This is a genomic window from Nocardia sp. CC227C (assembly GCF_030767025.1).
GTDB lineage: Bacteria > Actinomycetota > Actinomycetes > Mycobacteriales > Mycobacteriaceae > Nocardia.
Genome location: NZ_JASITE010000002.1, coordinates 490278 through 515870 on the forward strand (window position 1 = coordinate 490278; position 25593 = coordinate 515870).

At 68.4% G+C, this 25593-nt stretch carries 19 protein-coding genes; 4 read left to right on the forward strand and 15 right to left on the reverse strand.

Annotated features, from left to right (window positions below):
* Window positions 1-26: 26 nt before the first annotated feature.
* The 8 genes from QMO76_RS05265 to QMO76_RS05300 all read right to left on the reverse strand — a co-directional run bounded on the left by QMO76_RS05265 (window position 27) and on the right by QMO76_RS05300 (window position 11128).
* The gene (locus QMO76_RS05265) at window positions 27-329 is read right to left on the reverse strand and encodes a hypothetical protein (protein WP_306360032.1); all 303 of its coding nucleotides are present in this window, start codon (window positions 327-329) and stop codon (window positions 27-29) included.
* A gap of 65 nt (window positions 330-394) precedes the next feature.
* On the reverse strand, window positions 395-760 hold the full coding sequence (locus QMO76_RS05270) for a hypothetical protein (RefSeq protein ID WP_306360033.1): 366 nt from the start codon (window positions 758-760) through the stop codon (window positions 395-397).
* Window positions 750-2105 (reverse strand): PPE family protein, encoded by a 1356-nt coding sequence (locus QMO76_RS05275; protein ID WP_306360034.1) that lies wholly within the window; start codon window positions 2103-2105, stop codon window positions 750-752. The genes QMO76_RS05270 and QMO76_RS05275 overlap by 11 nt, the downstream gene beginning before the upstream one ends.
* Window positions 2106-2118: 13 nt before the next feature.
* Window positions 2119-2436: a PE domain-containing protein gene (locus QMO76_RS05280; protein WP_306360035.1), complete on the reverse strand. Its 318-nt coding sequence runs from the start codon at window positions 2434-2436 to the stop codon at window positions 2119-2121.
* Window positions 2437-2554: 118 nt separating this feature from the next.
* On the reverse strand, window positions 2555-6565 hold the full coding sequence (gene eccCa, locus QMO76_RS05285) for a type VII secretion protein EccCa (RefSeq protein ID WP_306360036.1): 4011 nt from the start codon (window positions 6563-6565) through the stop codon (window positions 2555-2557).
* Complete coding sequence (gene eccB, locus QMO76_RS05290; RefSeq protein WP_306360037.1) at window positions 6562-8121, reverse strand: type VII secretion protein EccB; 1560 nt, start codon at window positions 8119-8121, stop codon at window positions 6562-6564. Before eccB ends, eccCa begins: the two co-directional genes overlap by 4 nt.
* A gap of 4 nt (window positions 8122-8125) precedes the next feature.
* Complete coding sequence (gene eccA, locus QMO76_RS05295) at window positions 8126-9886, reverse strand: type VII secretion AAA-ATPase EccA (RefSeq protein ID WP_306360038.1); 1761 nt, start codon at window positions 9884-9886, stop codon at window positions 8126-8128.
* 129 nt (window positions 9887-10015) lie between these two features.
* The gene (locus QMO76_RS05300) at window positions 10016-11128 is read right to left on the reverse strand and encodes a hypothetical protein (RefSeq protein WP_306360039.1); all 1113 of its coding nucleotides are present in this window, start codon (window positions 11126-11128) and stop codon (window positions 10016-10018) included.
* Between the two features lie 138 nt (window positions 11129-11266).
* On the opposite strand from QMO76_RS05300, the gene QMO76_RS05305 reads away from it, so the two are divergent.
* Window positions 11267-12214 carry a C40 family peptidase gene (locus tag QMO76_RS05305; protein WP_306360040.1) on the forward strand — a complete coding sequence of 316 codons (948 nt, stop codon included), beginning with the start codon at window positions 11267-11269 and terminating at the stop codon, window positions 12212-12214.
* 23 nt (window positions 12215-12237) lie between these two features.
* A complete protein-coding gene (locus QMO76_RS05310; protein WP_306360041.1) occupies window positions 12238-14130 on the forward strand; it encodes a hypothetical protein in 1893 nt (630 codons plus the stop codon).
* Here QMO76_RS05310 and QMO76_RS05315 read toward each other — a convergent pair.
* On the reverse strand, window positions 14093-14857 hold the full coding sequence (locus QMO76_RS05315) for a hypothetical protein (protein WP_306360042.1): 765 nt from the start codon (window positions 14855-14857) through the stop codon (window positions 14093-14095). The two genes, QMO76_RS05310 and QMO76_RS05315, sit on opposite strands and share 38 nt — an antisense overlap.
* Window positions 14858-15169: 312 nt before the next feature.
* Here QMO76_RS05315 and QMO76_RS05320 point away from each other — a divergent pair, with 312 nt between their 5' ends.
* Complete coding sequence (locus tag QMO76_RS05320; protein WP_306360043.1) at window positions 15170-15634, forward strand: hypothetical protein; 465 nt, start codon at window positions 15170-15172, stop codon at window positions 15632-15634.
* A 9-nt stretch (window positions 15635-15643) separates the two neighbouring features.
* On the opposite strand, the gene QMO76_RS35290 is transcribed toward QMO76_RS05320, so the two are convergent.
* Window positions 15644-15859 (reverse strand): DUF6882 domain-containing protein, encoded by a 216-nt coding sequence (locus tag QMO76_RS35290; protein ID WP_372341899.1) that lies wholly within the window; start codon window positions 15857-15859, stop codon window positions 15644-15646.
* Window positions 15860-16080: 221 nt separating this feature from the next.
* On the opposite strand from QMO76_RS35290, the gene QMO76_RS05325 reads away from it, so the two are divergent.
* Window positions 16081-16287, forward strand: a complete 207-nt coding sequence (locus tag QMO76_RS05325; protein WP_306360044.1) for a hypothetical protein — start codon at window positions 16081-16083, stop codon at window positions 16285-16287.
* 63 nt (window positions 16288-16350) lie between these two features.
* On the opposite strand, the gene QMO76_RS05330 is transcribed toward QMO76_RS05325, so the two are convergent.
* From QMO76_RS05330 to QMO76_RS05350, 5 genes are all read right to left on the reverse strand, one after another.
* On the reverse strand, window positions 16351-18567 hold the full coding sequence (locus tag QMO76_RS05330; RefSeq protein WP_306360045.1) for a hypothetical protein: 2217 nt from the start codon (window positions 18565-18567) through the stop codon (window positions 16351-16353).
* 12 nt (window positions 18568-18579) lie between these two features.
* Window positions 18580-20427: a type VII secretion target gene (locus tag QMO76_RS05335; RefSeq protein ID WP_306360046.1), complete on the reverse strand. Its 1848-nt coding sequence runs from the start codon at window positions 20425-20427 to the stop codon at window positions 18580-18582.
* Window positions 20428-20460: 33 nt separating this feature from the next.
* Window positions 20461-20829, reverse strand: coding sequence for a YbaB/EbfC family nucleoid-associated protein (locus tag QMO76_RS05340; RefSeq protein ID WP_306360047.1), 369 nt, complete (start codon window positions 20827-20829; stop codon window positions 20461-20463).
* Window positions 20830-20858: 29 nt separating this feature from the next.
* Window positions 20859-22934, reverse strand: coding sequence for a type VII secretion target (locus QMO76_RS05345; protein WP_306360048.1), 2076 nt, complete (start codon window positions 22932-22934; stop codon window positions 20859-20861).
* A gap of 75 nt (window positions 22935-23009) precedes the next feature.
* The gene (locus tag QMO76_RS05350) at window positions 23010-25583 is read right to left on the reverse strand and encodes a hypothetical protein (RefSeq protein ID WP_306360049.1); all 2574 of its coding nucleotides are present in this window, start codon (window positions 25581-25583) and stop codon (window positions 23010-23012) included.
* Window positions 25584-25593 lie beyond the last annotated feature (10 nt).

A 25593-nucleotide genomic window follows, 5' to 3' on the forward strand; every position in this document is an offset into this window, starting at 1 on the left:
CCACCCGGTGGTCGATGCCATCGCGCCTAGATGCCGATAGCAAGGAACCTCGATCCCGCGTCCTTGTCCGTAATGTTCATCAGACCGCCCGCACCACCGGCCGCTGCGATGGCCGTCCTCAGCGACTGCAGGGCCGCGCTGTATTCGCCGATCTTCTTCAGCAGCAGATCGATCTGCGGATGCCAGCCGTTCTCCGCCGCTTCACCAGTGAAGGAGCCCTTGAGCCCGCTCTCCAGACTGATCAGGCTCCGATTGTTCTCGTCGATCGCTCCCGCGATCTGCTGGAACGTCAAGGTGGTGGTATCGACGGCTTGATAGTTGTATGTCATTGCCATGACAATCGACCTCGTATGCTATTCGTGAATTAATGTTCGGTTCGTGAAGGGGTTCGGCCTTACCAGTTGTAATTTATTGACGTGCTGCCGGAGGGTGCTGCGACATCCACCACGCCATTGGTGCCGAGCGATGTCGCATTCCGGACCTGGGCGGCCGCGTCCATGTCGCTGACATCGATCCTGATGCCGGTGTCCTGCAGGGTCTGGATGATCTCCTGCAATTTCACGGCGAGATCATGGCCCTTTTGGTGCGCGTTCGTCATGGCCTCCCGAACGGCCGTACCGGCACCCTCGCTGACGATCGCCGCCGCCAGCTCGTCCTGTACGCCGAGCAGCGCCTTCAGATAGCCTTCGTGATTTCCCTGCAGGGCCATCGCGCTCCTGGCGGCGGGAATCAGTACATCGGGATCAGCATTAAGTGCCATTGGGCTTTCCTTCCTCTGTTGTTACCACTAGGCCGCGGTGTACGTCACCGGGAACGCCCTCGTGTGACGAGTCGGCCTCGTCGCCGGCGTACTCGATGACGCCGATCACGGGTGGCTTCTCGAGGATCGGCACCTCCTGGGGTTCTCCCGGGACGTATGCCTTGCTCGACTTCTTCTCGTCGTCGCGACGACGACGCATTCTCGCCGTGGGCGCGGTGACCCCGCGGCGTGGTGCACTGCGGGAGGCCGGTGCGCCCGACGCACCCGCAGCCGGTGCCCCGAAGGCGGTGCCGACGCCGGGGGGCCAGTTGGACGGCATCCGGAATCCGGTCGCCAGCCCCGACATGGAGCCGAAGCCGCCCCGGACCAGTCCCATCGCCACCATGCCGCCCGCACCGCCACTCAAGGCGGCGAGGGTGGTCGACCCCATCGACGTGCCCGGAAAACCCGGCTGGCCCATGGATTCACCGCCGTGTTCCGAAATTCCGAAATCGGCCATGTCGGGTAGTCCGGGCTCGTTCATCTGGTCCGCCGCCGACGACACCGCCTGCTCGACGTCGGGTAGTGGGTTGTCGGCCTGCGGGGTCGACTGCGAGGGTCCTTGCCCCGGATCGCCGGTGTTCGGCGAGGACCCGCTCTGACCACCGCCCGAGTTGCCGCCGGTCGGGTTACCGGCGGTGGACCCGCCGCCCGGACCGACGGTCGTCTTCGGAGTGGCGGAAGGCCCGGGAGCCGGTGCCGGCCCGATGGTCGGAGCCGTGGACATGTACGGGGAGACCGGGCCGGTGCCGGCGACGATCGGCGGTGGCTGGATCGGTGGCGGGAGCGCCGCCACATGGGCGGACGCTTGCCCGCTGTAGTTGATCATCGAGGTCGACGCCGCGACCCACATGGTCGCGTAGACCGCTTCGGCGGCCGCCAGCACGGCGGTGGTCGGGGCCGAGGCCGCCCCCGCGAGAGTGGCCGCCCTGCAGGTCTCGATCACCGCCTTGACCGCCAGGATCGACGGCAGCGGCGGCATCGTCCCCATGGCTCCCGCATATGCCCCGGCGACGCCGGCGGCATGCTGCGATACCTGTTCGGCGACCACGGCCTGTTGCCGCAGCCAGGCGGCGTGGGTGCGAAACGCGGTCGACGCGGCCGTCGCCGAGGGCCCGGCCCACGCGAACGACATCGAATTCATCGACCCGTCGGAGGCCGCGGCCGTACCAGCGAGCACATTGGCCAGTTGCCGGTATCCAGCCGAGGTGGCGAGCATGGGCGACGGTCCCGGACCGGTCGACAGCATGTACGAATTGAATTCCGGCGGCAGCGCCGCGAACAGGAAGGTCAGCGGAAAGCCCACGGGACACTCCAGGTCAACCGTTGAAGGCGGCGCCGCGCGGTGTGACCACCGCGCCGCCGGTGGTATCCGTGCCCTGGTAGTTGACACTGATCGGCACCAGCTCCTGCGCACCGGCCAGCAGATGTCCGGCTCCGGTCACGGTGGTCTCGAAGAACGGGGCGGCGTAGCCGGCGAACGCCGCCGCCGACAGGACGCTCACCGGGTCCACGGCGGCGGGAAAAGGCGCGGCGACCGCCGCGGCGGCCGACATGGAGCCGACGAGAGTCGTCTCCGCGACGGCTAATTCGGCACTGGTGACAGGAAGATGCTCCGGAGAAATGTGCAGCGTCATCGCATGAACTCCTATCGACGGATGCTGCCCCTTTCGGGCTGCACAGTCAGAACGTTAAGGCATCCCCAACAGTGGGGATAGTTCCGCGAATCGCGCGCGAAATCGGTTCTCGTCGTTCCTATTCCTGCTCCCAGGCCGCTTGCACCAGGTCTTTGCGCGCATGTAAAGGTTCGACGAAGATCCCGCGGCCGGCCGGCTGTTTCGTGGGCTTCACGTCGCCGATCAGAATGCCGTCGAGCTTGGATCCGTCCATGATCAGGCCGGATGAGTTCAGGTTCTTCATCTGACCGAGAATGTTGTCGTACAGCGCGGAGTCGGCCTGCGCGATATTGCGTGCCGCGATGACGTGCAGGCCGGTGTCGCGGCCGTCCACGATGATGTCCTTGATCGGGTCGAGGGGATTCATCATGCCGCGCTGCGCCACCATGTGGTAATCGTCGATGACCAGGAAGATCTCGGGCCCGCTCCACCAGGACCGCTCTTTGAGCTGTTGCGAGGTGACGTCGTTCGGGGCGCGGCGGCTGCGCATCTTGGCGGCGAATCCCGGCAGCCCGTCGGCGAGATCGCGTTCCGTGGTCAGGTATCCGATCCGCTGTTCATCGCTGATCGCATCCATGTGCCGACGGCGATAGTCGACGAGCAGCACGCGGGCCTGGTCCGGGGTGAACTGCCGCCGGATCGATTCCAGGAATGCCGCGATCACCGTGGACTTCCCGCTGCCGGAGGAGCCGAGCACGATCATGTGCGTGGACACCCCGAAATCGACGGCCGCGACACTGAGATCGGATTCCCGCACCCCGAACGGCAGCACCAGCCGCTGTGCGAGCGTCTGCGGGGCCGGACGGTCGGCGTGGATCTCGTTCCAGCCGATCCGAGACGGCAGCAATTTCACCGCGGGTGCCTTGCGTCCGGCGTAGACCCGGGACAGATGGTCGATCGCGGCCGTCAAGCCCTCGGCCGCGGTGTCGGCCTCGCTCACCCCGTCGATCCGGGGCAGCGCGGTCAACATGTGCAGGGCGTCGACGGAGATGCAGCGCCCCGGCCGGTTCGGCGGAATCGCGGCGACCAGGCTCCGGTGCGAGTTGAAGACGGTGTCGGTGAGATCGCCGAGCCGCAGTTCCACGCGGGTCTGCAGCATGTCCTTCATCGCGGGCCGGATCGCGGCCCAGCGCGAGCTGCTGATCACCAGGTGGATGCCGTAGTTCAGGCCCTGCAGGGCAAGGGCTTCCAGCGTCGGCATGTACTCGTCGTAGTACGGCCCGGTGATCGTGAACCCGATGTCCCAGCCGTCGACGACCAGGAAGACGTCGCCGTGCTGATCGCGGGCGGTCAACTCGGCCGCGGTCTCCGGCGCGGCCAATCGCCGCCGGAACTCACGCATGCTGTCGATGCCGAGTTCGGCGAACAGGGCCTGCCGACTCGCCAGCAGATTGTTCACCAACGCGATGGTGCGCCGGATTCGGTCCGCGTCCCGGGGCAGCGCCACCGAACCCACGTGCGGGAGATTCCGCAGCGCCGCCAGACCACCGGAGAAGTCCAGGCAGTAGAACTGCACCTGTTCCGGGGTGTGGGTGAGGGCCGCGGACAGGATGAGCGTCTGCAACGCGGTGGACTTGCCCGATTGCGGCCCGCCGACGATGGCCGCGTGCCCGCCCGCACCGGACAGATCCATCGACCACACGTCCTGGCGCTGCTGGCGCGGCTTGTCGACGATCGCCAGCGGTACCCGCAAGCCGCCCGGCTCGACGGCGGAAACGAGCCGATCCAGCGTGGGCGCCACGTTCAACGGCGGCAACCACATCTTGTGCGCCGGCCGGCCGTGCCCGGCCAACTGTTGCAGCACCGTCTCCATCACGGTGACCGGCTCGCCCTCCGGCTCCGGCTCCGGCGTCGCGGGCTGCTCCGGTTCGGGCACCGGCGGCCGGATGTCGGCGACGGCGGCCGCCGTGAACAGCTGCGGCGGCCGGTAGCCCCCGCCGGGCCTGCGGGCCCGATTCGGGGTCGCGGACCCGGCCGAGGTCGGGGACGGCGCGGTCCACGGGTCGCCGACGTACGCGGCCTGGAACCGCTGGAGTTCACCGGCGCCGACACGCAGGTATCCGGATCCGGGCTTCTTCGGCAGGTGGTAGGCGTCCGCGGTGCCGATCGCATCGCGTGAGTCGCTGGTCTGGTTGGTGCGCAACGCCACTCGGTACGACAGGTGCGCCTCGAGTTCACCCATCCGGTTGGAGGGCACCTTCTGCGAGGACAGCAGCAGGTGGATGCGCAGCGACCGGCCCAGCCGCCCGATCGCCACGAACAGCTTGGCGAAATCCGGGTACTGCTCCAGCAATTCGGCGAACTCGTCGAGAATGATGAACAGGGTGGGCAAGGGCGCCAGGTCCGCGCCCTGTTCGCGGGCCTTCTCGTAGTCGGCCACATTGGCGAAATTGCCCGCGTCGCGCAGAATCCGCTGCCGACGCGCCATCTCGCCGTTGATCACGTCCTCCATACGGGTGACCAGGTCGGACTCTTCCTCCATATTGGTGACCACGGCCGTCACATGGGAGAGGCGGTCGAAGCCCAGGAAGGTCGCGCCGCCTTTGAAGTCGACCAGCAGCAGGTTGAGGGTATCGGGCGAATGGGTGGCGACGGCGGACAGCACCAGGGTGCGCAGGAACTCGGATTTGCCCGACCCGGTTGCGCCGATGCACATTCCGTGCGGGCCCATGCCCTCCTCGGCGGATTCCTTGATGTCGAGGAATACCGTCGCGCCCGCCGGATCGTGGCCGAACGGAATGTTCAGTCTGGCCCGGTCGCTGTCCCGGCGCGGCGGCCACTGCCGGTCGATGCGGATCGCCCCGGGGTCGGCGATGCCGACCATCTCCTGCCACGAGGTGCCGCCGCTGGCCTGCTCGGCCGCCACGGCCTCCACCACCGACGACAGCCGGTAGGGGGAGACGCTGCGGGCCAGCGCGGTCATGGCGGACACCGATATCCGGTCGGCGACGCCGACCTGCCGGGTGGACCGCGCGGTCACCTCCCGGATGGTCCGGTCGGCGTCCACGGTGAACCGGAGCGACCGCGGCAGCGGTTGTTCCGTCGCACCGATCCGGATCCAGGTGCATCCGTCGATACCGGATATATCGCGTTCGTTGGCAGAACCGCCGACATCGACGATCAGCACCAGATGCTTCTTGTCCACCGCGGGTTCGGCGGTGGTGGAGAACGGTCCCCGATTGAATTGGGCCAGCACCTTGGCCCTGATCTCACCGACGGTGCGGTAGACCATCCGGCCGGAGCCGATGCCGTCGGTGGCGTCGCGATGTTGACTGTGCGGCAGCCATTTCAGCCAACTCCACTCCGGCGCGTCCGGATCCCGCAGCGCGGCGGCCACCGCCACCTGGTCCGGGCCGTGCAGCACGACGATCTCGGCGAGCATCGACCGAACCAGCGCGGCCACCGCGTCCGAATCACCGTCGAAGATCACCTGGGGAGTGGACAGCAGATTCATCGCCACCGGCATCCCGCCGACGGTGGAATACGCCTTGGCGAACCGGGTGATCTCGACGACGCCCACCGGATCGAGATCGGAGGTGGGCGCCGCCTCCGGCACGATCACCCGTACCTGATTGGCGATCCGCCCCAACCCGATCCGCACCCGCAGGAACTGCGGGTGCGGCGCCTGGATCTCCCACATCCGCTTGCCGCCGACGAGCTTGCCGACCTCGTCCGGTCCCGGATGCGAATACCGCAGGAAGCGATGCAGTTCGGCCTCGGCGTCGTGCACGGTCTTGCGATGGTCGGTGATGCTGCGCAGATAGTCCTTGCGGTCCTCGTTCACCTCGGCGGAGGAGCCCTTGTTGCCGCCTCCGCCCAGCCCGCCGCTCATCATGCCGACCATCGACACCATCATCATCATGGGGAAGAACAGCATCATCGGCGACATGGCCCGCCCGCCGCGGAACATCATCACCATCATGCCGACCATCGCGGCCACCATGACGACGGGCAGGATCATCTTCAGCTTGGACGGCGGCACCGGCCGGGGCAGTTCGGTCGGGGGTTGCAGTTTGAGCTCGGCCACCGCCGGGGCCTTCGGCCCGGTCACCATCCTGGCCGGCCGCACGAACCGTCGCGTCGTGGTCATCGGCCGTCCCCACCGAAGCCGGCACCGGTGTCGTTGGATGGAATGCCGTCGTGCTGGACCCGGGCGTCCACCTCGGACAGCGTGGGCCCGACCGCGAACAGCGAGACGATCGACCACGGTGCGGGCACCGGGGTACCGAGGTTGAGCGCCCGCAGTGTCGGATCCGCCGACGGCGATCGACCGGGCTCCACGGCGATGCCGTAGCGGACTCCGCTGTCGGAGATCCACCACAGCGATTCCCGCAGGCCGGACTCGGGATCATCACCGGTCACCTGAATGAACCGCCCGCTGGTGCGCGGCAGGTAGGCGGCATCGGCGGTGGTGCCCGCCGAGCCGGCGGCGGTGACCAGTCCGACCGGCAGCCGCTGTTCATCGGGGGCGAGCGGCAGCTGGCGGCCCACCAGAAGATCGATCATGGCACTCGGTTCCGTATCGAGACGTTCCCAGGACAGGCAGGTCACCGCGTGCGTCGAGGTGTCCACCAGGCTGATGGGACGGCGGGGGTAGTGCTCGGTCCCCGGCCAGTCCCCCGGCCGCAGATTCGCGGCGATCACGCTCGGGCTCACCGTCTGCGACGAAATGGCCCCGCGCACATCGAAATTGCGGACCATCGCCGCCAATACCGGGCTCACCCGGACCGCACCCGACGCCGATACCAGGTAGTACTCCGCGCCGCGGTCCGGTTGTGAGACCGTCAGCACCGACCCGACCGGCACCGTCAACCCGGTCGAGAAGGTCATGCTGGTACCGAAGTCGGGGATTTCGGGCACCCGGAGGGCCGGGACCTCCGGTATGGCCTCGATCAGTCCGTCGGACGCGGGCATGACGGGTGCGGTGGCGTCGAGCCCGAGCGCCAGGGTCACCGCGGAATCGGCGAGGTCGATCATGGCGCGCACCGCGCCGTTCGAGCCGTCGCGGTACACCAGCCAGATGGTGCGGCCGTTGCGCATCAGCCGCGCCTCGTCCGGCTCCAACTCCCGGACCGCGTCGTCGTCCACCGTGAGCGGGCCGCCGATCGCGGTGGTGTGGACCGGCGCGGTCGTCGCCGTCGGCACTCCGGTCTCCGGATCCACCGGAGCGGCGGCCCCGCCCCGCGCGCGGTCGCACACCGCCCAGGACGAGTCGCGATCCGTGCTGCCCACCATGCGGCTCGGTGCGCCGGGAATGCCGACCCACGGTCCGCGCGGGTACTTCGCCAGCTCGCCCGCGTCCACCCGCACCGGGTCGGCCGCCTGCCCGGTGATCAGCCGCGCCGAGGTCAGGTTGAGCGCCGGATACATGCGGCCGCCCATGTTCACATACAGCGCCCCGGTGTCCTTGTCGGCCACGATGGGCGAGTCGCCCACTTTCTTCGCAGGCGAGAAGAACGCCAGCACCGCCGCTCCGGCGACACCCACGCAGGCCAGCGCGAGGCCGATCATGAGCGCGGTCGATCGACCGCGCTGTGGATCGTCCAGCATCGATGCGTCGCGGCGCACCAGAGCGTGCTCGATCCGGCGGAGCAGGAAGCGCCATCCGGAAACCTGGTGTTTGGACACCACCCGGAAGCGGGCCACTGCGTTACCTCGGTGCGGTGGGTGTCAAACCCGCCAGGGCCGCCGTGATGTCGAACGCGTCGACGGTCATCAACTCTTGATCGGTCATGGCCGAGATATCCACATTGTCGCGGGTGAAGCGGTAGTCCCGCTCGGCCTCGGCGGCCTCGACCACATTGCGAACGAAACGACCGTTGCCGGCCAGATCGATCATGCGCCGTCCCCCGGCGTCGCGCCGGGACATCTCCGCGCACCGTTCCCGTAGAATCTCCCTGGCGTCCTCGGATATCAGCGAATCCTTCTTCTTGGCAATGTGATCCGCGATCTGCACCAGTTCGTCCGGGTCGTAGCTGGGGAAGCGGATCCGCTTGGTGAACCGTGAGGACAAGCCCTCGTTGGAGGCCAGGAACCGGTCGATCTCGTCCTCGTACCCGGCGATGATCACCACCAGCTTGTCGCGGTCGTTCTCCATCCGGGCGAGCAGCGTGTCGACCGCTTCCTTGCCGAACGCGTCGCCGCCCGACAGGCCCTCCTGGATCAGCGTGTACGCCTCGTCGATGAACAGCACCCCACCCAGCGCCGAGTCGATCAGCGCATTGGTCTTCGGTGCGGTGTGGCCGAGGTGGGTGCCGACCATATCGTTGCGGGACACCTCGACCACATCGGCGTTCTCGACCACCCCGAGCCCGGCGAAGATCTTGGCCACGACCCGCGCGATGGTGGTTTTGCCGGTACCGGGCGGCCCGGAGAAGATCAGGTGCTGGGATTTGGAGTCGACGGCCAGGCCGCGCTTGGCGCGGACCTGATCCATCTGCACACCGGATTTCAACCGGTCCACCTGCTCCTTGACCGATTCCATGCCGATCTGCGCCCGCAACAGCTCCGATGCCTCGGCGAGCAGCGACGCCCGCTCCTCCCGGGCCGCGGCGGCCGCGACCTCGACCGGGTCGTCACCGGACTTCGGATCCCATTCGTCGGTACGGGACGCGATCACGGCCGGCGTGGTCACCGCCAGCCGATAGGACTTGTCCTCGACCGCACGCTGCCACTCCGGGCGCGCGGACCAGAGTCCGGAGCCCTGCAAACCCTTCAGCACCTTGTCGCCGGCCTCGTGCTCACCGGTGTGCCGCAACAGCATGCCGTACAGGAAGTGCGCGTCCGCCCAGATGTAGGACTGGTTGCCCGACGAGCTGTCCTCGACCAGTCGCCGGGCCCGCGGCAGGGCCTCGCCGAACCTGCCCAGATGCGCCATGGCCTGGGCGGCCATCAGTTCGGCGGCGATATCGAGCAGGCCGTCGTCGAGCTGCGGCCGACGCGTCCGCAGCTCCAGCACGTCGGGCCAGCGCTCGGTGCGGAAGTAGAGGGACATCCGGACGAACTCGGCGACCTCGTCACCGGGCACCTCGTCCAGGATCGCGGCGGCCTCCCGCCACTCCCCCGCCTCCCCGTAGGCGGCGGCCTGCGCGATGGCGATCTGGTCGCGGTCGGCCATGGCCACCCGCAGCCCGTACATCCCGATTTCGACCTGGCACCAGAGCGCCCGATCGACCAGCCCGGCCCGCTGCTGGTCCCGGTACAGGTTGTGCACCGAGCGGTAGGCTCCGTAGATCACCTCGGGGGTGACCTCACCCGCCATCGCGCGGCCCAGCCAGGCGTCGCACATATCCGGGTCCAGATCTGTCGCCGCCCGGAATGCGGCTGCCGCGTGCTCCTCATTGCGCATACCGCCGGCGATCAGGCCCAAAGCCTGCACACCGGTGTAGAACGCGTCCTCCGGACCTGACACTCGACCCGTCCCTTCCGCCGATCTCGTTCCCCCGCACCATAAGTCACCCAGCCGAACGTCTCATCGGACTCATTCCCACCGGTGGGAACAGGTCCGGACGTGCGGCGATGGCCGCGCGGACCCGCGCCGCTAGATCTCGGTGAGGCCGTCTTCGGATGAATCGTCGGCCGACCGTGCGTCGTCCTCCCCGTCCTCGGCGTCCGATGCCGGTCGTGCTGCCGCCGGTTGCAGCGCGGAACGGACGGTCCGGCCCAGTGCGCCGACCACCGGTCCGAGCGGCCCGAGCGGGTCGGCCGCCGGTTGCCCGACCGCTTCGCCCGTCGCCGACGAATCGGGCTGTGGCGACTCCGGTTCGCCCCCGGCCTCGTTCCCGTCCGGGTTCGGCTGCTCCGCTTCGGAGTTCCGGGGATCGGTCGGAGCGGGCGAATCATTCGGCGCGGGTGCGCTTTCCGGAGCCTGTGCGCCGCCCTCACCGTCCTCCGGTTCGCCGTTGAGGTTCTCCAGCAGGTCGGGCACCATGTTCAGCAGCGGCATGGCCATCATGGGAAGCATGGCCAGCATCGGGAGCATCGAGGCGATTCCGCCGCCGTCACCGCCCCCGCCACCGGCACCCGCTCCACCGCCGCCGCTGCCGGGCTCGGCCTCGCCGTCGCCCTCGGAACCGGCCATATCCTTGTTCAGCTCCGCGACAGCGGTCAGCTTGTTCTGCACCGCGGCGACGGCTTCCGCGAGATGGCGCAGCAGCTCCATCTCCTGGGCGGGCTTCAGCTCACTCTTGCCGACGGCCTCGAGTTTGCCGTTGAGGTCACCGACGATGTCCTTGATGGCGCGTAGCGTCTGATCCTCTTCGCTGGAGACATATTTCGCGATCTCGACGACATTGCGGTCCGCCCGCAGCAACGCGCCCTGGCGGGCCTCGACCTTGGTCAGCGTGTCCTGGTAGTCCTCGGTCGACTCGCTCTTGCCGAGATTCTCGTAGACCACGGGGCGGATGAGGTCGTCGACGATCGGTGGCGGTTTGGTCGTGCCGATGCCGAGCAGATTCACACAGCCTTGGATGGCGGCCTCCGCCAGCGCGATGTAGGCCAGCAGACCGGTCGACGCGCCGGGCGGCCGGACGAGCTCGACGGTCCAGAAGTTCTTGTCCTCTTTCCCTTCGGAGCCCTCGGTCTCCTCGGCCAACAGCGCGAACAGTCGTTCCTCGAGATCCGCTGCCTGCTCGTCGGTCAGCTCAGCCGCCATTCGACGCCACCACCTCTCTGCCCCGTCTGCCCATTGTCGGTTATCCCCCACCATGGGAAGGACCGACAATGAACCGGGGGCGATCCGAGAGGTGGGCGGCGGTGAAGCGATCGAATGGTGTCCGAATTGACTGCTGATGTGGACGAAACACTGCGTACGCTGGCCGCCCTGTACGGCGAAGGACGGCCCGCGACCGGTCATTCGACGGTCATGATGCGCGATATCGCCGCCGGTATGCGCGCACAGAGCGCGTCCGGCCTGGCCGGATACACCGAAGCCCTCGGCGCGCACACCGTTGTCGCCGACAGCCAGTCCCGCCGAGACGGCACCGTACATACTTCCGTGGCCCGATCCGGTGACGGCATCGTGGTCGGCAGACAGCAACTCGCACACCAGCTCACCGAATTCCGGACCCGGGTGCAGGCCCTCGTATCGGTGGGTGATGCGCGGTTCAGCGGCCCCGCCCTGCTCGACACCGCACAGCGGAGCATCGCGCAGGCGACCAGACAGGTCACCGCCGATGTGGACGCCGCCCGCCGCTTGGCCGCGCAGATCATGCCGCCGGTGGTCCCGCCGCCCCGCCCCCGCACCGTGCCCCCGGACCGCCGGGTACGTCGGGTGCGACGGCGGCGGCGCATCCGCCCGGTGGCCGCGGCACTCGGCTCTCATCCCGCTCCACGCGACCCGCGCCAGCAGTCGGACGGAACACCGGGAAGTGCAGCGGTATCCGCGGCCAGCGGCTGGCTGGGCACACCGTATGTCTGGGGTGGCGGCGACGCGAGCGGCCCGAGCGGCGGCGGCTTCGACTGCTCGGGGTTGACGCAGTACGCGGTGGCACAGGCGTCCGGCGGCGAGGTGGTGCTGCCCCGCACCACCTACGAGCAGATCTACAGCGGCGTCCGGATACACCCGCGCGATGCCCAACCGGGTGATCTGGTGTTCCCCGGGAGTTCCTTCAGCGCCCGCGGTCCCGAACATGTGCAACTCGCGGCGGGCGGCGGCAAGGTGATCGAGGCGCCGTACTCCGGGGCGACCGTCCGCTGGTCCGATATGGACCGCAACTCCGTCGTCGTGCGGGTGCTGTAACCGGGCCGCAGGAGGCCGCACCCATGGCGATTCAGATTCCGAGCGAAGTCGCGCTCTTCCTGAACTTCTTGGGATTTCCCTATCCCGATATCAACGAAGACCATGTGCGCGAACTCGCCGACCAGGTTCGCACTTTCGCGGAGAAGGTACGCGATACGCACACCGCGGCGACCGGCGCGATCAACGATATGGGGTCGGTCTACTCCGGGTACTCCTACGAACAGCTCGTCACCACCTGGGCGCGCATGAGCGCGACGAACATGGCCGACCTCGACCAGGCGTGCACCGTCGTCGCCACCGCGCTGGACGCCGCGGCGGTGGTGATCGTCACGGTCAAGGTCGCCGTCCTGACCGAACTCGCGGCACTGGCGGTCGCCTACGCCACCGCCATGTCGGCCGCGGTAGCGACGTCCGGGCTGTCCGCCACCATGACTCCGGCCATCGCCGCGGCGGCCCGGCGGCTGCTGGTCGCCATGGAGCAGACCCTGCTCAGCTACCTCCTCGCCGAGGTGATCGCCCGCGCGGTCGAACCCCTCGAGGAGACGGTCGCCAGGGTTGTCAACGGATTCGCCTACGAGTCCGCCCGCCGCGCCCTCGGCGTCCCGTCGGATGCCGGGCAGGAACAGACACTCCGCATCGATCCCGACGAGGTACTGCGATACGCACAGGTCCTCGACGACCACGCGGCCGACATCACCCGGCACGCACAGGATTTCGCGAACAATGTCGCCGACCTGGACTTCACCACTCCGGACGGAGTGGACGACCGTGCCGGAATCCCCCGCACCTGGGCCTCGCCCGACCCCGGAGCGGGCGCACCGGATCCGAATCCGGGCGGGGACTCGCCGTATTCCGGTAGCCCGCCCACGGCCGCCTCCCCGGCCACCGTGGAAGCACAGGCGGCGCGACCCGCGACGATCGATCCCGGCGAACCGTCCGGCACAACATCATCGGAATCCGCCGCGGCATCCGCGGCGTCCTCGGCGTCCGAGTCCCGGGCACAGCATCCGACGACCGCCACGCCGGACGGCACGGGTCGAGGCGATCAGCCGACCGAGGCCGCGCGGCAGGGCACCGGTACACCGGACCGGAACGGCAGCGGCACTCCGGAACAACCGGCCGCGGTGGACAACGGCGACCCCGCCGCGGCGAGCAACGGCGGCAATGCCGGACGCCTGGCGGACCAATCGGCCGGGGACACGCCAGCACCGGCCCGAGCGATCTCCGATTCCTCCGAGCCCGTCGGCCAGCGTCCCGGTGCCGAACCACGGTCCGACGGGCAGCACGATATCCGTGCCACCGATTCGCCCACGGCCACCGCGATATCCGATCCGGCCGCCCCTCGCGGTGCCGGTTCCCTTTCCGACACAACCGCATTCACCACTCCATCAGCATCGACATCGGCGACGGCACCGGCATCCGCCGATGGCCAGCGGGCCGGTAGCGGTCTCGGGAACCTCGCGCCATCCGCCGGAGCGGGTCAACAGCGTTCCCCGAAGGCAACGCCGTGGGCACGCATCGCGAAACCGGCCGGATCGAGCACGACGCCACCGGAGCCGGGCCTCGTGGACCCGACCCCATCCCCGGCACCGCACGCCGAGCGCACCCCTCTCGCGACCCCCTGGTCGAGAACCCGTCCCGCCACCGAAACGCCCGCCCGGGTCTCCGTGCCCGAAACCGCCCGTCCCGCACCGAAAGTCGCGCTCGCCGGGGACGGATCCGACACCCGGAGGACTGAGCCGACCTCGCCGCCGGGCGTCACCGTCTCCGCGCGGCCCGCCGCACCCGACCCCGTACTGCCGGTCGCGGCCGATCGGCGGCCACCGGCGGTGTCGAGCCGTGGCGGCGACCCGGTCGACTCCGCCGGACCACCCGACGTCACCGCGCCCGAGGACCGTCCGCCGAAATCCAACTGAACGTGCCCACACCCGGCTTCGGCCACCGCTTCACTCGATCCGCAACCGCGAGGAAGTTCAATTGTTCGGTCAACATTGCGGTGAACAACCGGAATACCTCGTCGACCATGTCCAGCGCGCGACGGCGTTGCGAATCCCAGAGCTCTATGTGCTGAAGCTCCACGCCGATATCCTCGCCACCCATGGCGTGACCGGTTTCCAATGCGGCGTGCTCGGGACCGAAATACCGCAGTTGTCGCCCCGTTGCATCGAAGTAGTCGCCCGAAGCGGTCAGAAACGACTGCCAGGCAACATATCCCGTGGCCTCCACGGCCTCGACCACGGCGATCCGCTCGACCGGTTCAGCGGTCACGGCGAGCCGCATCAGACCGTAGACCAGCTGACGACCGGCCTGCCGATCCGGACCCCAGAGTTCGCGCAGCATCGACACCCGGTCCGTCGCGTGATTGAGCCCCATGGTCTCCAGATCATCCAGGAACATGGGCCAACGGTGATCGCCCTTGTAGGTGTGTTCGTTGACGAGATGTTGCACACGGTCATGGTCGGCGTCGAGGTCGCGAAGGCCCAGGACGTTCACGTCGGCGAATCCCAGAACGAAAGGAGCTATGCAGGGCGCGAAGCTCAATCTCTCAGCCGGGTCGACCGACGAATCCGCAATGTACTCGAGGAAGGGATGACCGGTCAGTTCTTCTTTGCGCACAGCGATACGCGCGAGAACGGTTCGCATTTCTTGACCTCTCGAACGAGCAAGTTGAAGCGGAGCGATCGTACCAACCGCACAACATTTCCCATCAAGGGGAATTCGTTACGATTAGCGATTTCGCCCGCGCCCGCACGATCACGTCGAGGCGGTAGTCGAGTTTACCGTTCTCGACCGCGGCGGAGGTGACCGTCGCGGTCACACCGATTTTGTCCGAGCCCGCGTACAGTACGCACCGGATGCTCTCCCCTTGTTTCCTTGCAGGTCACTGGGGCATTCCACCGAGTCGGGCCGCCGTCCGACGGACTTCGCCAGCGCGAGACATAAAGTGAACCTTTCGTGTTTCATGAAAACCCTCCACCGCAGAATTCAGACAGCATCCGCTGTGAATCGGTGAATCATCGAAACCAGTGCGGATATCGTGCGAAGACGACAAGAAAGGTGGTTCGAATTGTTTCCGGGGTACGAAATACCCGAACTCTGGACACGCTATCCGCGCACGGCAACCTCACGGGCGGCCCGTCCGGCACCTTCACCCCGACCGACCGCAGATGCGGCAAGGATGGCTGCGCTTTCACCGGAGACTTCATCAGCCACGACGGCGAATTCAGCCGTACCGGCATCGAATTGCACGACGACGCCCGCTCACCCGTCGCCTACACCACCGACTACGACTGGCGCTGGAAGCTGTTCGGCGGGACAGCACTCATGGCGTTCTGCCTGACAGCACCCATATTTCTGATCCGTGCCGTGAAACGCCACTCGCGCCGGATCGGCCCTCGACCCGCGTACAGCCACTGCTGACCTTGCGAATCACATCGCCGAGTTCCGGGACGCCGAAGATCCGGTGAATCGATGGTCAGCCGGCGTCGGTTCGTTGACATCATGAGCGACACCGTAATCGTGGACCATTGCCGCGAGCGACGAGACCGCCTCCGGAAATCCGGACCGATTCGCCCACGACCACAGCCACGAGCCCTGATCCGGCACGGCCGAGCCCGACTCAGTGAACACACCGATCCAAGCCATCAGCGCACACACAGGTTGTGTGCACACCGTACAACAGAATTGGTCGGAAATGTGCCCGAACAACTAAAAATCCGGATGCACCAGGTGTCCAGTGCTCCGGCACCCGTACGATCGCCATGTCCTTGTGGCTACGGAGGGCTGCCAGTATGAAGATCGAGCAATGAGCCCAGCCAGGCTATTACTGTCGGCCGCTCTCCACCGGAGCGGGGACCGGACCAGCCGTGCCATTGACGGTCGAATCACTTCGCACGAACGGCGGGATGATTCAGGATGTGTATGCCGGATCCGGCACGCCCATCCTCGAAATGTCCGATGACAGACGCGAATCGTTTCTGGGCGTCCGCGTCGGATCCGATGCGGACGGCACCGTCGAACCACCGGAGTACATCAAATACCCGTCACCTTATGAATCGAAGGGCGAAGGATGAGCCTGTCGACCTTTCGGGGCAGCCACGAGAACCGGATCGCCGCCAGCGCAACCGATTTCGACCTCACCGAAGCGTCGGAGCCTCCACGGCGGGCGGTTCCGGCGCGGTCCGGTCCGACGCGGTGACGGGCGGCGGTTCGGCCGTGGCCGCATCGTCGGTGCGGTCGGGATTCGGTGCGGTCTGGTCGATTCCGGTCGGGTGGAAGTAGCCGACGAAGTCACCGTACGGCCCGTTGCCGTCATCGGGGGGATTGTTCGGATCCAGCGGAACCAGCTGCCCGCTCACGATGGCCTTCAGGCCCTCGTCGGTCACCACCACCAACGCCGTCCGGTTCTCCCACTGCACCACATCGCCGGTCTGGATGCCCGGGCGCGGTTCGTCACCGGTATCGGTTCCCTCGGGTGTGGGACCCACGGGTATCCACGAACTGCCGGCCGCCGCCTCCGCGACCGTCCCCTCGTAAGCGCCCCGCCCGTCACTGCCGTTCGGGTTGTGCAGCTCCTTGTTCACCGCCTCGGCGACCACCGACGGCACCTTCTGCGTCGTACCGTCCGGGAGCTTGACGTCCACCATCCCACCCCGTGGGGTGAAGGTCTGCGGCGCGGGACCGACACCGTCGGGCGCGGTCACCGGCGCGGGCAACTCACTCCCCGGAACCGGCACCGCCGCTTGGTCGGGCGCGTACGGATTCGCACCGAGGTCGGTGTCGCGGGGGTCCTCTTCGGGCTCGGGCTCGGGTTCCCGTCGCGCGAACGGACTGTTGTTGCCGGACAACCCCGACATGAGCGCGGCTATCGGCAGCATGCTGTCCAAGCCACCCATGCCGGAACTGTTGCTCGGCGCGGGGGTCTGGGTGGCGCTCGGGGCGGGGGCAGGGTCAGGGGAGTCGCCCGAACCCGCACCGGAACCGTCGGAACCGTTTCCGGTGTCACCCGACCCGGGACCATCGGTTTCCCGCGACGCTTCCAGATCGCTGATTATCTGTTCCAGCTTCTCGGCGGTGATCCCGCTGCCGCCCCCGGTCTCGCCGTTCGCACCGGTCTCGCCGTTCGGGCCACCGATCAGATCTCCGAACAGATCCTCGCCGTTGTTCAGACCGTTGCCGGCGAAGGGGTTCGGGTTCGGATTCGGGTTGGGGTTCGGATTCGGGTTGGGGTTCGGATTCGGGTTGGGATTGGGGTTGGGGTTGGGATCGGGGTTAGGGTCGGGGTCGGGATCGGGGTCGGGATCGTCATCGACTCGAGCGCTAGCATCCTGGAACTCCTCGATCGCCTTGTCATATTCCGTTTCCCACGCCTCGGAGGCATCGATGATCTTCTGCACGTAGTAGATCTGCTCCCTATCCGGATGCAGCTGGTACTGCCGTGCACCCGACTCGTTTTCGGTCAACTCGTACACGACATTGGTGTAATACTCTCGATGGAAGTTGCCGATGGTCTCGTAGCCGTCTACGACGATATTTCCATCGTCATCGACTCTGATCGTCGAATTTTCGCGATCCTCCATGTACTCGAGTAGATCCACTTCTAGATCCGACTTCAGGACATTCTTGATCCTCCGCAGGGCCGTCAGGATCTCTTCCTTCTTGGCCGGGAGGTCGTCGACATCGATCTTGACAGTGTCGTTCTTGTCGTCGAACAGGGATTGCCGCTCATCCATTCGATCGGCGAACGTCTCGTGTTCGTCATTGGTCGACGATTGGTCCTCAATACCCATGACCTCCTTCCAGCCGGTCGTCGTCGCGATATCCGCGAGGACGTTCGTGAACTCGGGAGCCGACTCCGGATCGCTTACGCCGATCGAGTCGAAGCCTTCCTGCATGGTGCCCTGGGTATCCCTGATCAACAGCACCAGATCCGGACTGGCACCCCGTGGAATGGGCAGGTTCACCACTTCGACGCGCTCGCCCTCCGGAGTCAGGACCGTCTGCTCGCCGAATTCACCCCAGAGATCCAGATCGGCCAGGGTATCGCTCTGCTCGATATCGTGTTCCTCGACCGGACTGTCGCCATCGGTTTGATACGAACCGTGGTCCTCGCCACTTATGTCCGTTTCCTCGGCCGAGTACGCGGTTCCGTCCTCGGAAACACGGTAGTCGACATCGCCGGATGTGGGCCATGAGTCGATCGGAACATGGTGTCCGTCCACGACCTCGTAAAGGGTGAGCTCCCCTTCCGGATCGTCTTGAGCGTAGTAAAATCCCTCTTCCGGGCGAGTATCACTGTTGTCTTTACGTTCACCATCGCTGCCGTATACCGCGTAATAGGTATCATCCGACATGATCTCTCCTCGCTACTCGGCGCGCAGCAGTCCACTGTCCGATCCGACACCGAGGTCAGGGACGGTGACAGGTCGACCGATTTCACCCACCGGTCCGACGGACACCACCGGGGCATCGGCGAATGCCGGATGCTTCACTATCTGCTCGTATGTGTAGAACTGGTCCCGCAGCCGGCGATATCCCGGCTCTCCGTCCAACAGCAGCACCAGTTCGGTGCATCGGCGCTGGAATACCAGAGACCGTATGGTTTCCCGGTCCCCGGCCGCGTGGGATCGGATCACTTCGGCGAGAGCGTTATCTGCCTGCCGCAATTCGGCCCACCACTGTTTCGGCGCGGGCTCCCCGGCTTCGAGCAGTGCCAGTGTCTGTTCCCGCAGTTGTTCGACAGGCACCGCGGCCACCGGCGTGGCATCGGCACGCCGCACCCGGTGATGGGCGTCGACAGCCAATGCGAGTCCCTGGGCCGCGCGCGTCGCACGGGGCACGGCGAATACCTCGGCCAGCGCGTCAGCGGACCCGGCGAAGCCCAATCGATCGACGGTACGGGGTCCGGGACTACGCAGATTCACTTCGTTCGCGGGCTCGACCCGCTCACCGACCGCCGCGTCCGGATTATCCGCTAGCAATCGCGGATCGATGTGCTCCGAGCTCACCAGCGCGGTGAGCCTGGCATTCGCTTTCGGCCCGAAGATCCGGGCGAACTCCACCAGAATCCGGGCCGGGTCGGTGTACTGCTCCCAGACGGCCCACTCGGATTCCCCAACGCCCACCGCATCGTCGTGCCGCCACGGCGTGGACAGATTGCGAGGCAGGTACAGGCCGGGCGGCAGCCAGCCCCGGCCTTCGTTCGTGGTGAGGCACAGCGCCATGCCGACCGGACTGCGCAGTGCCGCGACCGACCATGCCACGGTGGGCGCCGTGGACCCGACGGCATGCAGTATCGAGGCGAGCAGGGTGCGGGCGGCCGTCAGGTCGACACTGTCGGTCTCCTCGTGGGCCGGCCGTGAGCGCCGCCGGTTGCCATCGGTTGTCGCGGCCGCCCCGACGGCTGTGGGCGATGCCTGCGCGGCGACTCCGGCGGGCTGGGCTCCGGAGCGGGCGTCGGCGGCCGCGAGCCCGCCCACCGGAGGTGGACCCGCTCCCGGACCGGAGACGGTAACCCCGGCCGGAGCCGGTGAACCGAGCCCGGCGGGGCCACCCGGTGGTGGCGCGGTCCCGCCGCCGCCCGCCCGGCCGATGTTCTCCTGTGCCCGAGGGTGTTCGCCCACCACGGGAGGCAGCACCGACCATCCGGGGTGCTGAGGATCGGAGCGGTTCGGCGTATTCGCCGTCGGCGTCACCACGGGGGCCGGTCCGTCGTCTTCCGGAATGCTTTGCGGCGCAACCGATCGACCGGGAATCGGCACGGTCGGCACGGAATTCGATGCCGACGGTCCGGTATTCACGGTCGGCGGGTTCGTGACCACCGGATTCGCCACTACCGGGTTCGTGGCGGTGGGCGGCGTCGAAACCGGCACCGGCCCACCGGATGTGAGCACGGGGTCGAAACCGCGGCCGCGATCACCGATATTCCGCCCGGAGTCGTGGTCTCGATGTTCGAGTTCGTTCGCCGCCGCCCGCAGGATGTCGCGGGTCCGCTCATGCCTGGCGGCCTGGCGTTCCGACCGCCGGTGACGCCGGTCGAAATAGTCGGCCAGCGCGGCGCGCACCGGTTCTGCGATGGTTCCGTACTGGGATTCGAAACGGCCGATCCAGCCGTGCGGAATCCGGCCCGCCTCACGGGCTTTGGCGGCGGCCCGATCGTGCCGGTCCGCCAGCGCGCGTAGGTTGTCCGGATCAACCCGCAGCTGGTTGACCATCCCGGTATCTCCCTCCGCTGACGTACCTGCCGTTCATTCTCCTTGCTTCCCAAAGCTGGGAATCTGATCCTTCGGACCGTTTCCGGAACGCCACTCCCGCATGATCTCGCCGAGCGGCCGTTGCCGATCGGTCGGATCGTTCATCGCGATCCGGTACTGCCGCCGCGCGTCGTTGGTGCTCTCCACTACGGCGGCCATGATCTCGGCTACCAACTCCCGGCTGTCGAAACGCGCACACGTTCCGGGCGCGAGATACAGATTCAGCAACTGCCCCTTGGCATTCACCTCGGGAATCACCATGCCCGACGGAGACGGCCGCCGCGCGACGATGCGCTCGAACTTCTCCCGCATCGCCAGCGCGCGGTGTCGCAGTTCCCGCGCCATGGCCTGCGCGGCACGCACATCGGGATGGATCGGGCGACGCCCAGCGGTCACCGTTCGCCACTCTTCCCGGAACCGCGATCGTCGCGGCGAAGGTCCGGTGCGACGGCTCCCGCCGTGGGCGTGGTGGATACCGGCGGAACGGCGCCGGCGGGTGGCGCGGCCGCGGTGGGCGGCGCAACCCCCGGAGCGGGCACGGACGCGGGCGGCACAGTGGCAGCGGGCGTGGCAGCGGGACCGGGCGTGGCGGCGGCCTCCGGCGGTCCGGCACTGACGGTCGGCTGCCCGGTGTCGCCACCCACGAGATCGGCCTCGGATACGAGCACCTCGTACGACCGCGCCACGACCGCGTCCGGCGCGGCCACGGTCTCCGGTGTCGCGGTGTAGAGCGGGTGGCCGATGATCTGCACGTGCGCGTACACCGCGTCGCGCAGTTCCTGCCGGGTCACGTTCTCGCTCAACAGCATCAGCACTTCGTCGCAGCGGCGTTCATATACCAGGGCGCGCAGGATCGCGGCCTGGTCGTCCACCCGAAGCTCACCGAGATCGACACGACGCACATCGACGCGGCGCGAGAGCATGGCCGCGGCCAGCAGATCGTCGGCGTCGCGCAGTTCGTCCCACCATTCGCGCGGTACTTCGGCGCCTTCCCGCAGCTGATCGAGGATCTTGGTGCGCAACCGGCGCACCGCGGCCGACTCCGGTGTCGGTGCGCTGGTCTGCCCGACCCGGGAGTGGGCGTCGATCGCCAGCCCGAGGCAGCGGTCGCGGAGCTTGTCCTCGGGCACCGCGCCGACCTTGTCCTGCAACTGCGGCATGCCGGTGAGCGCCAGCCGGTCCACCGTATCCGGCGTCTGCACACTGAGATCCACCTCGTCGGAGGGCGGTACCGCGGACTGCATCGAGACATCACCGAAGCGTTCCCGCAGTCCGGAGTCGATCTCCGCCGAGGAGACCAGTGCCGTCAGCCTGGCACCGGACGCGGCGCCGACCGTGAGGCTGAACTCGGCCAGCACCCGCGCCGGATCCGAGATGCCCTCCCATGCGGTCTCGGCCCCGGCCACGGTCCACGGCAGCATGGTGCCCTGCGGCACGAAAACCCCGGCGGGGAGCCAGCCCCGGCCCTCGTTCGAGGTCACCAGCACCATGGCGCCACCGGGTCCGCGCAGCACCGATACCGCCCAGTGCAGGCCGAGCGCGGAAGTCCTTACGGCGGAAAGGATTCCGCCGAGCAGCGTGCGGGCGAGCACCAGGTCGTCATCCGGCCGCCCACCGACCACGAAGTCCGGTCCGGCGGCCTTGTCCCTGGCATTGGCCAGTGCGGAGGCGAACGGCGCGATCGGCATCAGCGGCAGGCCCGCGGCGTTGGCGTTCGATCCGGCCGGTGTGCCGGATGCGCTCTGGTCCGCGCCGCCGGTGAAAGCGGCGGCGGGCGTCACCACCGCCGGCGGCACCACGCCGCCGGGTGCGGTCGACGCGCCGGAAGGGACTCCGGACGGTTGCGCGCCGGTGCCAGTGGTGGCCGGGGCGGACGACTGCGTCGTGTCGCCGGGTGCCATCGGAGTGCCGGTGGTCGATGGAGCGGTGGCCGCCGGGTTGGCGGCGGTCGCCGCGGGTGCCATGGGTTCCGCGGCTGGTGTGGTCGAGGCGGCACCCCTACCGAGTCCATCGCCGACCGGTGCGCCGTTCAGGCCGGCGTCGGCATTCGTGCCGCCCGGTGTGGTGACGGCGGGCGCATCGGCCGACGGGGCGCCGTTGACCGGAGCAGGTTGACCGATCCCCGGTGTCCCCGGCGCCTGCGACGGCGCACCGAATTCGTCTCCGGCCCGGCGGAGTCCGGAGGCGATGTCGTCGTCGGTGCGTTCGTAGCCGTTCGCGGCGGCCCGCAGTGACGCGGCGGTCTGGTCGTGCTGATCGGCCAGACGCTCCCCGGCGCGCTGGCGCGCGTCGTAGTACCGCACGAGGGCGTTGTACACCGGATAGGCGATCTTGCCGTAGGTGGGCAGGAAGTTGTCGAGCCAGGCCGACGGCGGCCGCGCCCACTCCCGGGTGTCGCGGGCGACCCGATCGTGCTGATTCGCGAGCTGACGCAACACTTCCGGGTCGATATCCATCCGGTCCGGCATGCTCGCTCTGTCCTTTCCCGCGCCTGTCGCCTACATTCTCCGACCTTCCCAGTCGTGGGAGGCGGCGGCGCGGGGTCAGCGCGGCGGTGCCGTGATGACCGGTCGCCCACCACCCGGATCGGCGGGACCGGCGGGTGCATCCGGGACGAACCGTGGATGCCCGATGACCTGGGCGTGGGCGTACACGGCGTCCCGCATCAACTGCCTGGCCGCCGGACCATTGGAGGTTGCGGCGGTCTCCGCGAGCAGGAGCACCAGTTCGTCGCAGCGGCGTTCGAAGACCATGGCGCGCAGCACGGCACTCTCGGGTCCGGTCTTCAGTTCACCCAGGTCGACCCGGGACGCGTCCATCCGCCGGGACATCATGGCGGCGGTGAGCAGGTCGTCGGCGTCGCGCAGTTCGTCCCACAGCTCCGGCGGCACCGCCTCGTTCCGCCGCACGAGCGCCAGTATCCGTTGCCGCACTTCGCGAGTCGTGGTCGATTCCGGCCCCGGCGCGGTCGTCGCGCCGACCTTCGTATGCGCATCCCACGCCAGCCCGGCGCACCGTGCCGCGACCTCACCACCGGGAATCGCGTCGGCCCGCGCGGACAGTTCCCGCGCACCGACCGCGCCGAGGCGGTCCACCAGGCCCGGGGCCGGAGACCGCAGATCCCACCGCGTCGACGCCGAAACCGAATCCGCCATCGGCAGCTCACGGAACCGGGCGCGCAGATCCAGACCGATCGTCCGCGAGGAGACCAGCGCGGTGAGTCCCGCCGCGGTGCGTTGCCCCCACGCCAGACCGAATTCCACGAGTACCCGGGCCGGATCGGCGATCCCTTCCCAGCCGCCACCGGCCCGTTCGGATTCCGCCCAGAGCCACGGCATCGATACCGCCTCCGGCAGGAACAGCCCGCTGGGCAGCCAGCCACGCCCCTCGTTCGAGGTCAGGAAGGCGCTCAGGCCGCCGGGTCCACGCAGGGTGGCGACCGCCCAGTCCAGGCCGAGAACCGTGGGGCCGACGGCGGCGAGCACTCCGGCCAGCAGGGTCTCGGCCAGCACCAGGTCGCCGTCTACGCGTTCGCCCACCAGGAACGACGGCGCGGCGGCGGCGACCATGGCTGCACCGACCACCGCTTCGGCGCGCTGTGGTTCGTCACGCTCGGCTGCCGCATCGTCCCGCCCGATCGCGGTCGACGGCCGGTCCGGCCGGGCATCGGTCCGTTGTGGCGGCACACCCGCCGGAGCACCTTGGGGGACAGCCGAATTCGGTCCGAATACGCCGACCCCGGGCCGCGGGGCCGCACCGGCCGAGTTGGCCGATGCCGCCGACGGGGCGGCACCCGCCGAACCGGTGGCGACCGCTGTCGACTGCGAGGCGACCACCGGCATCGGTGGTGGCGCGGTCACCACCGCGGGCGGCGACACCTGGCCCGGTACGACGGCTCCGTCGGACCGGAGGGTCCCGGCGTCCGGCGTCGTGTCCAGGCCGAACGCCGACTCGCCGCCGCCGATGTCTCCGGAACCATGACCGCCGCTGTCTCCGGAACCTTCGGTGCCGCCTGGGTTGTCGGAACGGTCGGTGCCGCCGTCGGCTCCGGAAGCGCGCTCACCGACCCGGCCGACGGCCGAATCCTCGGTGTCCGAGCGCGTTTCCCGATCGTTCGGCTCGGAGTCGGCGGCGGCGACCGCACGGCCGATCCCCGATCCGGTCGGACCCCCCGTACCCGCACCGACCGGCGGGTCGTGCCACGGCCCCACGGGCGGCGCACCCGGTGTCGGGCCGATCGACGGCTGCCCGCCCGCCGGTTCGGCGGTCGGCCCGGAGGGACCCCGACGTTCCGGCGGGTCCGGCGAATCCTCGTCGGCACGCACATCGTCACCGATGGGCCGCGCGGAATCCGGCTCGTCCCCGCCCTCCGGTCGCAGCGGAAACGCCGCATGCGGTACTCGGGCATACGGATTGCGCGACTCCCCCGGGGGTCCGGCCGCGTCCGGCATCGGCGGGTCCTCGACATCCGGTTCGGGGGTCTCCACCGACGGGGTGACCGAAGGAGACGGCGGTACCGGTGCCACGGGCCGAGTCGGTGCCAGCGGCCCGGGCTGCCCCAAATGGTCGGCGATAGCGGTCAATTCGGGCAACGAGACCGGGCTGATCGAGTTCAGGGCGGCGGCGGCGATATCGTCGACGTCCGCACGAGCCCGCGCGAGGACGGCCGCGATCCGCTCCGCCCGCTCGGCCGCCCGGTCCGCCTCCGATTCGCCGTCCTCGTCCTCGTCGTCCTCGGCCTCCGCCGCGGCGGCTCGCTGTTCGGCGCGGATATCGCGGTCCGCGCGCTCGACGATATCGAGGATCTGATTCCTGGTCCGGTACACCACATCCGAGTAGCTGCGCAGCACATCGGCGGTGGCCGCGAGGGCATCCGAATATGCCTGCGGATCATTGCGCTGGGCCAGCATCCGGTCCTTGACCGACTGCAACCGGCCACTCGAGCGCACCCGCTCATCGAAGTCGAGACGCGCTCGGGCCGCGTCGTCGGTGTTCATCACCCGGGATGCCTCCCGAGCGGCTGCTTCCAGCGCACTCCACTCCGCCGGGCCGATCGCGGGCCAATTCCCGCCGACGATGTCGTCCCAGTGCGCGCTCTGCTGTTCCGGTGCCGTCACCGCACGTACA

Bases quoted from the DNA above. Each gene is read 5' to 3' on its own strand.
- eccCa (WP_306360036.1), bottom strand. From the start codon at position 6,565: ATGACCACGACGCGACGGTTCGTGCGGCCGGCCAGGATGGTGACCGGG.
- QMO76_RS05265 (WP_306360032.1), bottom strand. From the start codon at position 329: ATGACATACAACTATCAAGCCGTCGATACCACCACCTTGACGTTCCAG.
- QMO76_RS05300 (WP_306360039.1), bottom strand. From the start codon at position 11,128: ATGGCGGCTGAGCTGACCGACGAGCAGGCAGCGGATCTCGAGGAACGA.
- QMO76_RS05315 (WP_306360042.1), bottom strand. From the start codon at position 14,857: ATGCGAACCGTTCTCGCGCGTATCGCTGTGCGCAAAGAAGAACTGACC.
- QMO76_RS35290 (WP_372341899.1), bottom strand. From the start codon at position 15,859: ATGGCTTGGATCGGTGTGTTCACTGAGTCGGGCTCGGCCGTGCCGGAT.
- QMO76_RS05335 (WP_306360046.1), bottom strand. From the start codon at position 20,427: ATGGTCAACCAGCTGCGGGTTGATCCGGACAACCTACGCGCGCTGGCG.
- QMO76_RS05330 (WP_306360045.1), bottom strand. From the start codon at position 18,567: ATGTCGGATGATACCTATTACGCGGTATACGGCAGCGATGGTGAACGT.
- QMO76_RS05280 (WP_306360035.1), bottom strand. From the start codon at position 2,436: ATGACGCTGCACATTTCTCCGGAGCATCTTCCTGTCACCAGTGCCGAA.
- QMO76_RS05270 (WP_306360033.1), bottom strand. From the start codon at position 760: ATGGCACTTAATGCTGATCCCGATGTACTGATTCCCGCCGCCAGGAGC.
- QMO76_RS05310 (WP_306360041.1), top strand. From the start codon at position 12,238: ATGGCGATTCAGATTCCGAGCGAAGTCGCGCTCTTCCTGAACTTCTTG.
- QMO76_RS05345 (WP_306360048.1), bottom strand. From the start codon at position 22,934: ATGCCGGACCGGATGGATATCGACCCGGAAGTGTTGCGTCAGCTCGCG.